The organism is Streptomyces sp. NPDC020898 (assembly GCF_044333925.1).
GTDB lineage: Bacteria > Actinomycetota > Actinomycetes > Streptomycetales > Streptomycetaceae > Streptomyces.
The window spans coordinates 428,188-441,068 of sequence record NZ_JBIRRV010000002.1 but is presented as its reverse complement, the minus strand read 5'-3'; the positions used below and the strand labels follow the sequence as shown (position 1 = coordinate 441,068).

Sequence of the window (12,881 nt, the reverse complement as noted above, 5' to 3'; positions counted from 1 at the left end):
TCGTCCATTGGTGGGGGGTGGCTGCCGCCCCCGCGTCGGCCTACCAGCCGCGTCAGGCAGTACTCATGGATAACAAACCGACAGGTAGGTGCTTTAGCCACATGAAGTCGTTCACCTCGCGCAGAGCGCGAGCCATCATGGTCGTCGTCGCGACCGGCTCCCTCGTGCTCACCGGCTGCTCCGAGAACAAGGGCAACAGCAGCAGCGAAAAGGACCCCAAGCAGGACCAGCAGGAGGCCTCCGTCCAGTCGAAGCCGGTCGTCTACGGCGACGCCGCCGCGTCGACCGGCCCTGCCGAGGAAGTGCCCGGCGCCAAGCCCGGCGGAACCATCGAGGTCTACCAGGAGCAGGGCCTCACGCACCTGGACCCGGGCCAGATCTACGTCTCGGACGCCGGCCAGATGGCCAACCTACTCTTCCGCGGTCTGACCAACTTCGAGGAGGACGGCAAGGGCGGGACCTCGGTCGTCGGTGACCTCGCGACCGACTCGGGCACGTCCTCGGACGGCGGCAAGACCTGGACGTTCACGCTGAAGGACGGCGTGAAGGACGAGAACGGCAACGTGATCACGTCCGCCGACATCCGTCACACGGTCGAGCGCCAGTACGCGGAGTTCATCTTCGACGGCCCGACCTACCTGCAGACCTGGCTGAGCGGCGCGAAGTACCGCGACGCGCTGCCGGACGGCGGCTTCGGTTCCAAGCACCTGCCGGCCTCGGTCCTGGACACCCCGGACGCGAAGACCGTCATCTTCCACTTCGACGCGCCGCGTCCGGACCTTCCGCAGACGCTGGCCATGCCGGGTTACACCGTCGTCCCGGAGAAGACCGACACGAAGGCGAAGTACGACACGGCTCCGGTCTCCACCGGCCCGTACAAGATCGCCGAGTACAAGGCCGGCAAGTCCATGAAGCTCGTCAAGAACGAGAACTGGGACCCGAAGACCGACTCGGTGCGTCACCAGTACGTGGACGGCTTCAACTTCGACTTCGGTGTCACCGAGTCGACCCAGACGAGCCGTCTGATCGCCGACCAGGGCACGACCAAGAACGCGATCCAGCTCACCGGCTCCGTCGAGGCCACCCAGATCCAGGACGTCGTCGGCGACGCCGCCGTCAACAAGCGCACGATCAAGGGCTACCAGCCCTACGTCATGGTGCTGAACTTCAACCTGGACCGGGTCAAGAACAAGGCGGTCCGCGAAGCGGTCGCCTACGGCGTGAACTCCAAGTCGCTCATCGCCGGTGAGGGTGGTGTGTACGGCGGTGACGTCGCCCCGAACCTGTTCGCCCCGACCCTGCCGGGCTACGAGCCCACCTACGACCCGTACGGTCGCCTGAAGGCGCCCCAGGGCAACATCGCGAAGGCCAAGGAACTCCTCAAGGACGTTCCGGCCGCGGAGAAGAAGCTCGTCTTCGCGTACGCCAACACCGAGGCCGGCCAGAAGCGCAAGGTCGCCATCGTGGACGCGCTGACGAAGATCGGCATCGACGTCGTCGCCAAGGAGGTCGACGGCGCCAGCTACAGCGAGCAGGTCGCCAAGCTCGACAACCCGTACGACGTGTACATCAACGGCTGGGGCCAGGACTGGCCGTCGCCGGCCACGGTCGTCACGCCGGTCTACGACGGTGACCAGGTCGCCGACGGGTCGCCGAACTACTCGCACATCAACGACCCGAAGGTCCAGGAGCTCATCAAGAAGGCCCTGACCCAGGAGCCGACCGAGGCCGCTGCGACCTGGCGGGAAGCGCACCACTACATCATGGAGAACGTCGTCCCGAGCGCTCCGCTCTGGTACACCAAGCAGCTCCAGCTGTTCGGTTCGAACGTCGGCGGCGCCCGCTACAGCGCCGAGTCGAGCTACATCGACGTCACCCGACTGTTCCTGAAGTCGTAACTCTGTACGGCTGATCGCGGGGGTGTGCACCAGGCGGAGCGCACCCCCGCGGTTCCGTGAACCTGCCCCACACCGTCTTCACCGTCTCCGCAGAGAGCAGCCCTCCCGCCATGTTTCAGTTCATCATCCGGCGCACGGTCGGTGCCGTCGTCACCCTGTTCCTGATCGGTGCGGCCACGTTCTTCCTGTTCGTCGCCGCGCCCTCCGACTACGCCTCACTGGCCTGTGGCAAGGACTGCTCGCCCACGAGACTCGAGGAGATCCGAGCGGCACTCGGGCTCAACCTGCCGATCCACCAGCAGTTCTGGGACTTCATGTCCGGCATCGTGATGGGCCGTGACTTCCCCACCGGTCACTGCCCCGCCCCGTGTCTCGGGCAGTCGTTCTACTCGGGGGAAATGGTGTGGGACACGATCATGGATCGCTTCCCGCTGACCCTGTCGCTGACGCTCGGCGCGCTGGTCGTCTTCCTGTTCGTGGGTATCGGCGCGGGCATGCTCGCCGCCTTCAAGCGCGGCACCATGGTCGACAAGATCGCCAGCGGTTCGTCCATGGTGCTCAGCTCGTTCCAGATCTACTTCCTCGGCCCGATCGTGCTGACGGTGCTCGTCTACCAGACCGGGTGGGTGGAGTACCCCAAGTACGTGCCGTTCACCGAGGACCCGGTCGGCTGGCTCGTCGGACTGTCCATCCCGATGGTCGTCATGGCCACCATCTTCACCGCGCAGTACACGCGTATGGCGCGCTCCTCGATGATCGAGCAGCTCGCGGAGGAGCACGTCCGCACCGCCCGGGCCAAGGGCATGTCAGAGAAGTACGTCTTCTTCCGCTATGCCTGGCGCGGCTCGCTGATCCCGATCGTCACCGTGCTCGGCATCGACATCAGCGGCCTGCTCGGCGGCGGTGTCGTCACCGAAATCACCTTCTCTCTCCAGGGAATCGGCCGCCTCGCCGTGGACGGCGCGGTCAACAAGGACCTCCCGCTGACGATGGGCGTCATGCTGTTCGGAGCCTTCTTCATTCTGATTCTGAACATTCTTGTAGACATCGTGTATGCCTATATCGACCCGCGCGTCCGGCTCTCCTAGGAAGAACGAACCACCGTGACCACACTGACCAAGCCCGAGGGCGCACCGGCCCCGACCGGTCCGGACAGCTTCCTCTCGGTTCGCGACCTGAAGGTGCAGTTCTCCACCGAGGACGGCATCGTCAAGGCGGTCGACGGCCTCTCCTTCGACGTCGAGCGAGGCAAGACCCTGGGCATCGTGGGGGAGTCCGGATCGGGCAAGTCCGTCACGAACCTGACGATCCTCGGTCTGCACAACCCGAGGAGCACGACCGTCGACGGCGAAATCGTCCTCGATGGTAAGGAACTCGTAACAGCCACGGAGAAGGAACTCGAGCAGCTCCGCGGCAACAAGATGGCGATGATCTTCCAGGACCCGCTGACCGCGCTCTCCCCGTACTACACGGTGGGCCGCCAGCTGTCCGAGCCCTACATGAAGCACAAGGGCGCCTCCAAGAAGGAGGCCAGGGACCGGGCCGTACAGATGCTGGAGAAGGTCGGCATCCCGCAGCCCAAGACGCGCTTCGACGACTACCCGCACCAGTTCTCCGGCGGTATGCGCCAGCGCGCGATGATCGCCATGTCGCTGATGTGCGACCCCGACCTGCTGATCGCCGACGAGCCCACCACCGCGCTGGATGTGACGGTGCAGGCCCAGATCCTGGACCTGCTCAAGGACCTCCAGCAGGAGTTCGGCTCCGCGATCATCTTCATCACGCACGACCTCGGCGTCATCTCGAACATGGCCGACGACCTGCTGGTGATGTACGCCGGCCGGGCCGTGGAGCGCGGCAGCGTGAAGGAAGTGCTCCGTACGCCGAAGCACCCGTACACCTGGGGTCTGCTCAGCTCCATGCCCCGTCTGGACGGCGACATCAACGAGGCGCTGGAGCCGATCCCCGGCGCACCGCCCTCGCTGCTCAACCCGCCGTCGGGCTGCCCCTTCCACCCGCGCTGCGCCTTCACCGGCGAGGTGTCGGGCAGCCTCTGCACCGACGCGCGGCCGCCGCTGGCGGACGGGCGCGCCTCCGCGTGCCACCTGTCGGCGGAGCAGAAGCAGACCATCTTCATCGACAAGATCCAGCCCCGGCTGCGCTAGGGAGTACCGAGCCATGAGTGACAACCTCACCCTCCCCGCACAGAAGGGTTCCACCGGTACGTCGACCGAGGAACTGCTCAAGGTCGAGGGACTGACGAAGCATTTTCCGATCTACGGTGGCTTCCCGATCAAACGGAAAGTCGGCGCCGTACAGGCGGTCGACGGCATCGATCTGACCATCGGCGTCGCCGAGAGCGTCGGTATGGTGGGCGAGTCCGGCTGCGGCAAGTCGACCGCGGGCCGGCTCATCACCCGGCTCCTGGAGCCGACCAACGGCAAGATCACGTACTCGGGCCAGGACATCACGCACGCCTCGCGCAGGCAGCTGGCGCCGGTCCGCTCCGAGATCCAGATGATCTTCCAGGACCCGTACTCCTCGCTGAACCCGCGGCAGACGGTCGGTTCGATCATCAAGTCGCCGATGGAGGTCAACGGGATCGAGCCCACGGGCGGCCGGGAGAAGAAGGTCCGGGAGCTGCTGGAGCTGGTCGGTCTCAACCCCGAGCACTACAACCGCTTCCCGCACGAGTTCTCCGGCGGTCAGCGTCAGCGCATCGGGGTGGCCCGCGCGCTCGCCCTCCAGCCGAAGCTGATCGTGGCGGACGAGCCGGTCTCCGCGCTGGACGTCTCCATCCAGGCCCAGGTGGTGAACCTCCTCAAGAAGGTCCAGGAGGAGATGGGCATCGCGTTCCTGTTCATCGCCCACGACCTGGCCATCGTGCGGCACTTCTCGCAGCGGGTCGCGGTGATGTACCTCGGCAAGATCGTCGAGGTGGGCGACCGGGACTCGATCTACAACCGCCCGCGTCACCCGTACACGCACGCGCTCCTGTCCGCCGTCCCCGAGGTCGCGCTGGACGACGAGACGGAGTCCCGCGAGCGCATCCGCCTCGCCGGTGACGTCCCCTCGCCGATCCACCCGCCGTCCGGCTGCCGTTTCCGTACGCGCTGCTGGAAGGCCCAGGACAAGTGCGCGAGCGAGGAGCCCCCGCTGGTCCAGATCTCCGGCAACCGTGAGGGCCATCTGACGGCCTGCCACTTCCCGGAGGACCCGACGACGGAGGCCCGCGACGAGGACGTCATCCTGGACCCGGCGCTGAAGGCGCTGGAGGCGGACGTCACGAAGGACTGAGGGACTGGGTGTGTCCCCGGCCGGGGGTGAGGAGCATGGGCTCCTTGCCCCCGGTTTTCTGCTGTGTCGGCCTTATTCGCTCGACATGCGCGTGCCGTCTCCGGGACGCTCTTCCGTGGTGTCCCTCACACGGCCTGGAGGCCTCGGTTGTCTTTCCCCACGATCCACAGCATCACCTTCGACTGCACCGGTGACCCCTACGATCTCGGCCTGTTCTGGAGCGAGTTGCTCGGCCGCCCGCTGGCCGACGACGACAAGCCCGGCGACCCGGAGGCGGTGATCGAGGACCCGGGCGGCGGGCCGAGGCTGCTGTTCATCCGGGTGCCGGAGGGCAAGACGGTCAAGAACCGCGTCCACCTCGACCTCACGGCGGCGCACGGGCGCACCCGGGACGAGGAGGTCGAGCGGGTGGCCTCCCTCGGCGCCCGGGTCGTCGCGGACCACCGCCGGGCCGACGGCAGCGGGTGGGTCCTCATGGCCGACCCCGAGGGCAACGAATTCTGCGTGGAGCGCGGGGAGTCGGGCTGATCAGCCGGCCTCCGCGGTGACGTAGTCCGCGTGGAACTCGGCGCGCTGCACCGGCGTCAGATGGCAGGCCGCGCCATGGGTGGCCGTGCGGGGCAGCTGGGGGCGTCGGCTCGCGCAGCGGCCCGCCGGCACCTGTTCCGTGAAGGCGCAGCGTGGGTGGAAGCGGCAGCCCGGGGGCGGGTCGAGGAGCGACGGGGGCGTGCCCGGGATGGGGGAGAGCGGGACGTCCACCGGGGCGCTCAGCGTCGGCATGGAACCCAACAAGCCCCAGGTGTACGGGTGTTCAGGCGCCCTCAGTACCTCGTTGCGGGCGCCGCGCTCCACCGCGCGGCCCGCGTACATCACCAGGATGTCGTCGGCCATACGGGAGATGACGCCCAGGTCGTGCGTGATGAAGACGATCGACGTGCCGAACTCCTGCTGGAGGTCCCCCAGCAGGTCCATGATCTGGGCCTGGACGGTGACGTCGAGGGCGGTCGTCGGTTCGTCGGCGATCAGGAGTTCGGGGTCGCACACCAACGCCATGGCGATCATCGCCCGTTGGCGCATACCGCCGGAGAACTGGTGGGGGTAGTCGTCCGCCCTCAGATCCGGCTGCGGGATGCCGACCCGCCTCAGCATCTCCACCGCCCGGGCCCTGGACGCCCTCCTGGACGCCCCGCTGTGCTTGGCGTACGTCTCCGCGATCTGCCGGCCCACCGTGTGGAAGGGCGACAGGGACGTCAGCGCGTCCTGGAAGATCATCGCCATCTTGCTGCCCCGGAGGCGCTCCAGGTCCCGTTCCCGCGCCGTCAGCAACTCCTGGCCGTCCAGCACGATCTCCCCGGACAGTGTCGTGCGTGTGCGGTCGTGCAGGCCCAGGATCGCCAGGTTCGTCACCGACTTGCCCGAGCCGGACTCGCCGACGATGCCGAGCGTTCTGCCGCGCCCGACGTCGAAGGAGAGTCCGTCCACCGCCCTCACCACACCGTCGTCGGTGGCGAAGTGCACCTTCAGGTCCCGTACGGAGAGGAAGGGTTCGCGCAGGGGGCCGGACACTTCGGCAGGCACCAAGGTCACCAGGTCCTCTCTACGCCAGCCTGATCCGCGGGTCGATCAGCGCGTACACCGCGTCCACCACGATGTTCGCCACGACGATGGCGGCGGCGGCGACGAGCACCACCCCCAGCAGCAGCGGCAGGTCGTTGTCGCGTACCGCCTTGATGGACAGGGCGCCGATGCCGTGCAGCCCGAAGGTCTCCTCCGTGATGATCGCGCCGCCGAGCAGATAGCCGATGTCGAGGCCCAGGATCGTGACGATCGGGCCCATCGCGCCCCGCCAGGCGAACCGGAAGAACACCGTGCGCCGGGACAGGCCCTTGGCGCGGGCCGTACGGACGTAGTCCTCGGCGAGGGTCTCCACGAGCTGGGAGCGGGTCATCCGGGTGTAGTTGGCGGTGAAGATGATCGCGAGGACGAACCAGGGCAGCAACAGGCCCTTGAACCAGGCCGTCGGGTCCTGGGTGAAGCCGACGCTGTCCTGGGGGCGGGGGAGGATGCCCCACTGGTCGGAGAGGTAGTACATGGCCACCACGCCGACGATGTAGATCTGGAGGGACGAGCCGACCAGCGAGATCGACGACGCGATCTTGTCCAGTGCCCGGCCCTGCTTCACCGCCGCCAGCATGCCCGTACCGACACCGAGGACCACGAACACCACCGTGCTGCCGAGGGCGAGGGACAGGGTGGTGGGGAAGCGGTTGGTGATCAGGCCGAGGACCGGCTCGTGGTTGGTGAAGGAGTAGCCGAGGCAGGGCGCCGCGCAGTGGCCGAGGCCGGCGTAGTCACGGCCCACGAACACGCCCGCCAGCCAGTGCCAGTACTGCACCGGCAGCGGGTCGTCGATGCCCAGGTTGCGCCGGACGAGCGCGAGCGTCTCCGGCGTACAGAGCTTGCCGCAGGCGCTGCGGGCCGGGTCGCGCGGGGCGACGTAGAAGAGGACGAAGGTGATCGCGCTGATGACGAGGAGGATCATCAGCGCACTGAGCGTCCGGCGGAGGATGAAGCGGAACATGGCGATCGGTTTCCCTGGCGAAACCCCCGACACCGGTCCCTGGTGGGTGGGACCGATGCCGGGGTGGTCGGGTGTGCGGGAGGGGGGTATCGATGAACTCCGGTGCGGTAACGCGCCCCTTCAGGGGCGCGGGGAACTGCGCGACCAGCCCCCACCGACCCGCAGCCGAAGAACCACCTATGCCTTCGCGTACAGCTTGTAAAGGACGAACGACGAGTACAGCGGGTCGTACTCGGCACCGCCGACCTTGCTGCCGTACAGGTAGAAGCGGCGCTGGTACGTCTCGGGGATGATTGGCGCCTCCTTCTCCATGAGCTCCTTGTCCAGGGCCGCCCACGCCGCGTTGGCCTTCGTCGGGTCGGTGAGGGTGGCGGCCTTGTCGATCGCGGCGTCGACCCAGTTCACCTTCAGCTGCGAGACGTTGTTCGCGCCGTTGGCGATCGTCCGGCCGTCGAAGAGGGGCTGGAGCATGGTGTAGCCGGTGGGCCAGTCCGGGGACCAGCCGAACCACATCACGTCGAAGGAGTTGTCGATCTGCTGGACCTGGTCGTAGTAGCTGGTCGACTCCACCGGCTTGACGACCGGGTCGAAGCCCGCCTCCTTCAGGGCGTTGGCGATGACGACCTTGGTCTTCTCGTACGCGTCGTTGCCGCCCTGCGGGTAGGTGTAGACGATCTTCTGGCCGAGCTTGCCGGCCTCCTTCAGGAGCGCCTTCGCCTTCGCGGTGTCGCCCTGCGGCTTCGTCAGCTTGCCGTAGATGTCGAAGTTCACCCGGCCCGCCATGTCCGGGCCGAGGACCGTGGTCGCGTAGTCGCCGGCGGAGGGACCGCCGTAGATGGTCCGGATCTGCTGCAACGGCCAAGCGTAGTTGAGCGCCTGACGGACCCTCAGATCGGTGATCCGCCTGCAGTTGATGGCGTAGTAATACAGACCCGTCAGCAGTCCGTCGACGGTACGGCTCTTCAGCGCGGGCGTCGTCAGCACCTTCTGGATGCGCTCGGCCGGCACCCCGCTGTACGCCATCACCGCGTACTGGTCGGTCCCGGAGTCCGCGATCAGCCGGTCGGTGCTCTGGAGCGACTCGGGGCCGAACTCGAAGGCGAACGTGTCCGGGTAGGCGTTGCGGATCGGGTCGGTCGCCGGGTCCCAGTGGGTGTTGCGGACCATCGTCAGCGACTTGTCGACGGAGTGCGACTTGAGCCGGTACGGGCCGCAGGAGAACGGGTCCTTGTCGTACTTCTCCTTGGTGTCGTGCTTGGCGGACACCGCTCCGTAGGACTGCATCGCCAGCGTCCAGTTGAGGTCGGGGCGGGCCGTCTTGAGGTGGAAGGTGATCGTCTTCTTCGCGGTGTCCGTGACGACCGAGTCGAGGTGCTTGCCGCTGTACGGGCCCTTGTAGGCCGCGCGGAAGTCGTTGCTGCCGGTCAGCGCGGCCTGGAGGTAGGTGGCGCCCTCGGTGGTGAAGCTCGCGAAGCCGCGCTCGATGCCGTGCCGGACGTCCTCGACGGTCAGCTCGCTGCCGTCCTCCCACTTCAGCCCGTCCTTCAGGGTGAAGGTCCAGGTCTTGCCGCCGTCCGCCATGGTGCCGGTGTCGGTGGCGAGGTCGCCGACGAGCTTCATCGCGCCGCCGTCGACGCGGTAGCCGGTCAGGCAGCGGACGTAGAGGTTGGCGACCTCGGAGTTCCACGAGTAGTAGATGCGCTGCGGGTCGAGGTGCGAGAAGTCCTGCGGGCCGATCGGACGGATCGTGCCGCCCTTCTTCGCTCCCGGGATCTCCGGCGCGGGCCCCGTGGAGTCCTCCTTGGTGCCGATGCTGACCGACGAGTACTTGCCGGCCGTGACCGCGCCGCCCCCCGACGTAGCGCCACCGCCTCCACCACCGCTGCTGCACGCGGACAGGACCATGGAGCCGCCGGCGGCTACCGAGGTGGCGATGACGAAGTTTCTGCGGGAGAGAGACATGGGGTGTCCTGCCTGAATCGGGGAGTAAAAGGGGTGTGTCCGAGGAGGAGGGGAGGGCGGCCGGTGCGGGGCGGCGGTGATCGGCGCTGTTGTTCAGCGCCTGGTCTTCGGGTCCAGTGCGTCGCGCACGGAGTCGCCGAGGAGGTTGAAGGCGATCACGAAGATCACCATCGCCAGCCCGGGGAAGAGCATGTAGGTGATGTCGTTCTGGTAGACCTGCGCGCCGCGCTGGATCATCACGCCCCAGTCGGGCGTGGGGTCGCTGAGCCCGACCCCGAGGAAGGCGAGCGCCGCCTCGGTGGTGACGTACATGGGCAGCGCGAGGGTGGCCTGGATGAGGATCGGGGTCCACAGGTTGGGCAGCAGCTCCCGGAAGATGATCCGGGCCGGTGAGGCGCCGGTGACCTTGGCGGACTCCACGAACTCCCGCTCGCGCAGGGCGAGTACCTCACCGCGCAGCAGCCGGGCGATGGGCGCCCAGCCGAACGCGGTCATCACGGAGATGAGGCTGACGATGGTCAGCCAGGTCGGGGTGTTCTCCTCCGGCGACACGAAGACGGAGATCATCACCGGCCAGAAGGCGATGAAGAACAGCGTGGAGGGGAACGCCAGCAGGATGTCGATGACCCGGCCGACGAACCCGTCGATCCGCCCGCCCAGATAGCCGGCCGTGAGGCCGATGGCGATGCCGAGCAGGGTGACCAGCGCGGTCGTCACCGTGGCGATGAGCAGCGAGTTGCGGATGCCGTAGAGCAGCAGGGTGAAGACGTCCCGGCCGAGCTGCGGTTCGACGCCGAACCAGAAGTCGCCGCTGATCCCGCCGTTGGGCCGGATCGGGAAACCGAACTCGTTGAGCAGACCGGCGCCGTTCTGGCCGTACGTCGTGTACGGGTCCTTGCCGTACACCTTGGCGATCAGCGGAGCGGCGATGCCCGCCACGAAGAACAGCACGACCACGACGGCCGAGACGACCCCGGTCGGGTCGCGCCGGAAACGCAGCCAAGCGATCCGGCCCGGCGAGCGGCCGGTGCCGCCGCGGACCGGCGCGGTGGGCGCCGGCGGTACGGCACCGGAATCGGCCGCCACCTGGGGTGCGGTGACGGAAGGCATAGGCGAGGTCATGGTGCTCCAGGCCCGGAATGGAGAAGGGGTCCCGCGCACAGCAGAACAGCGGGCTGAATGCGACTTTTCAGCGCCGGTTCATCCGACGTCAATGCTTCACAGACGCCTTTGATCTGGACTTTTGCACTTTGACCCGCGGGTGACCCGAGAGAGGACGGCCGCTTGGTTCGGCTTTGGACGGCCATGACCAAGGCGAAGTGCACCCATACGGTCCGGATGAATGTGCGGTATGCGCGCTATGCATTGATATTGACCGTTAAAGGTAGAGGCGCGAAACAGATGCAGTACAGGCGCAGTACAGGCGCGGTAGAGGTACGGGAAGAGGAGGCACTCCATGCGTGGAGCCACGCACGCCCGATGGACCGCATGCGCGGTGGCGGTAGCCCTCGCGGCGACCGCCTGCGGGGGCGATGACGACGACAGCGGCGGCGGCAGTGGCAGCGGTGACGGCTCCGGAGTCCTCAGCTCGTCCTGGGGCGATCCGCAGAACCCGCTGGAGCCGGCCAACACGAACGAGGTGCAGGGCGGCAAGGTCCTCGACATGGTCTTCCGGGGGCTGAAGCGGTACGACGCCAAGACCGGCAAGGCCAACGACATGATGGCCGAGAAGATCGAGACGACCGACTCGCAGAACTTCACGATCACCATCAAGGGCGGCTGGAAGTTCAGCAACGGCGAGGCCGTCACCGCCAAGTCGTTCGTCGACGCCTGGAACTACGGCGCCAGCCTCAAGAACAACCAGAAGAACGCGTACTTCTACGGCTACATCGACGGCTACGACAAGGCCCACCCGGAGGACGGCGGCAAGCAGACCGCCGACACGCTCTCCGGGCTCGCGGTGACCGGCACCAACACCTTCACCGTCAGGCTCAGCCAGAAGTTCTCGACCTTCCCCGACACCCTCGGCTACGCGGCCTTCTCGCCGCTGCCCCAGGCCTTCTTCACGGACCACGCGGCCTGGGTGAGCAAGCCCGTCGGCAACGGCCCGTACGCGATCGACTCGTACACCAAGGGCTCCCAGATGTCCCTGCGCAGGTGGGACGGCTACTCCGGCACGGACAAGGCCCAGAACGGCGGCGTCGACCTCAAGGTCTACACCGACAACAACACCGCCTACACCGACCTGATGGCCGGCAACCTCGACCTCGTCGACGACGTGCCCGCCTCCCAGCTCAAGAACGTCCAGGCCGACCTCGGCGACCGGTACATCAACACGCCCGCCGGCATCATCCAGACCCTCGCCTTCCCGTTCTACGACAAGGACTGGGACAAGCCCGGTATGGAGAAGGTCCGCACCGGCCTCTCCCGGGCGATCAACCGCGAGCAGATCACCGACACGATCTTCCAGAAGACCCGCACCCCCGCCACCGACTGGACCTCACCCGTCCTCGGCGTGGAGGGCGGCTACAAGGAAGGCCTGTGCGGCGACGCCTGCGAGTACGACCCCGAGGAGGCGAAGAAGCTCATCGAGGAGGGCGGCGGGTTCCCCGGCGGTCAGGTCAAGATCTCGTACAACGCGGACACCGGCTCGCACAAGCAGTGGGTCGACGCGGTCTGCAACAGCGTCAACAACGCGCTCGACAACGACAAGGCCTGCGTCGCCAACCCGGTCGGCACGTTCGCCGACTTCCGCAACCAGATCACCCAGTCGAAGATGTCGGGCCCGTTCCGGGCCGGCTGGCAGATGGACTACCCGCTCATCCAGAACTTCCTCCAGCCGCTCTACTACACCAACGCCTCCTCCAACGACGGCAAGTGGACCAACAAGGAGTTCGACAAGCTCGTCGACCAGGCCAACGCGGAGACCGACCAGGCCAAGGCCGTCGAGCTGTTCCAGCAGGCCGAGGAGGTCCTGCGGGACAACATGGGCGCCATCCCGCTCTGGTACCAGAACGGCAGCGCCGGCTACTCGGACCGCCTCTCGGACGTGGCCCTGAACCCGTTCAGCCTGCCCGTGTACAGCGAGATCAAGGTCAGCTGACCGGCTGAGCCGTAGGGACAGCCGTTCAAGAGTTCAAGGA

10 protein-coding genes are annotated in these 12,881 nt (G+C 67.1%); 6 read left to right on the top strand and 4 right to left on the bottom strand.

Annotated features, from left to right (window positions below; translation table 11 throughout):
- The first annotated feature begins 101 nt into the window (after positions 1-101).
- From ACH4TV_RS09935 to ACH4TV_RS09915, 5 genes are all read left to right on the top strand, one after another.
- Positions 102-1,898, top strand: coding sequence for an ABC transporter substrate-binding protein (locus ACH4TV_RS09935; RefSeq protein WP_398396103.1), 1,797 nt, complete (start codon positions 102-104; stop codon positions 1,896-1,898).
- 110 nt (positions 1,899-2,008) lie between these two features.
- A complete protein-coding gene (locus ACH4TV_RS09930; RefSeq protein WP_398396101.1) occupies positions 2,009-2,986 on the top strand; it encodes an ABC transporter permease in 978 nt (325 codons plus the stop codon).
- A 15-nt stretch (positions 2,987-3,001) separates the two neighbouring features.
- Positions 3,002-4,063, top strand: coding sequence for an ABC transporter ATP-binding protein (locus tag ACH4TV_RS09925; RefSeq protein WP_398396099.1), 1,062 nt, complete (start codon positions 3,002-3,004; stop codon positions 4,061-4,063).
- Positions 4,064-4,076: 13 nt separating this feature from the next.
- Positions 4,077-5,195: an ABC transporter ATP-binding protein gene (locus tag ACH4TV_RS09920; protein WP_398396097.1), complete on the top strand. Its 1,119-nt coding sequence runs from the start codon at positions 4,077-4,079 to the stop codon at positions 5,193-5,195.
- Positions 5,196-5,342: 147 nt separating this feature from the next.
- Positions 5,343-5,723 carry a VOC family protein gene (locus tag ACH4TV_RS09915; RefSeq protein WP_398396095.1) on the top strand — a complete coding sequence of 127 codons (381 nt, stop codon included), beginning with the start codon at positions 5,343-5,345 and terminating at the stop codon, positions 5,721-5,723.
- On the opposite strand, the gene ACH4TV_RS09910 is transcribed toward ACH4TV_RS09915, so the two are convergent.
- The 4 genes from ACH4TV_RS09910 to ACH4TV_RS09895 form a co-directional block, all read right to left on the bottom strand.
- Positions 5,724-6,749: an ABC transporter ATP-binding protein gene (locus ACH4TV_RS09910; protein ID WP_398396583.1), complete on the bottom strand. Its 1,026-nt coding sequence runs from the start codon at positions 6,747-6,749 to the stop codon at positions 5,724-5,726.
- Positions 6,750-6,792: 43 nt separating this feature from the next.
- Positions 6,793-7,776: an ABC transporter permease gene (locus ACH4TV_RS09905; protein WP_398396093.1), complete on the bottom strand. Its 984-nt coding sequence runs from the start codon at positions 7,774-7,776 to the stop codon at positions 6,793-6,795.
- Between the two features lie 177 nt (positions 7,777-7,953).
- Entirely contained in the window at positions 7,954-9,738 is a 1,785-nt protein-coding gene (locus ACH4TV_RS09900; RefSeq protein ID WP_398396091.1) for an ABC transporter substrate-binding protein, read from the bottom strand.
- 93 nt (positions 9,739-9,831) lie between these two features.
- Positions 9,832-10,860 (bottom strand): ABC transporter permease, encoded by a 1,029-nt coding sequence (locus tag ACH4TV_RS09895; RefSeq protein ID WP_398396089.1) that lies wholly within the window; start codon positions 10,858-10,860, stop codon positions 9,832-9,834.
- 334 nt (positions 10,861-11,194) lie between these two features.
- Between ACH4TV_RS09895 and ACH4TV_RS09890 the strand changes: the two genes are divergently transcribed.
- Entirely contained in the window at positions 11,195-12,841 is a 1,647-nt protein-coding gene (locus ACH4TV_RS09890) for an ABC transporter substrate-binding protein (protein WP_398396086.1), read from the top strand.
- Positions 12,842-12,881 lie beyond the last annotated feature (40 nt).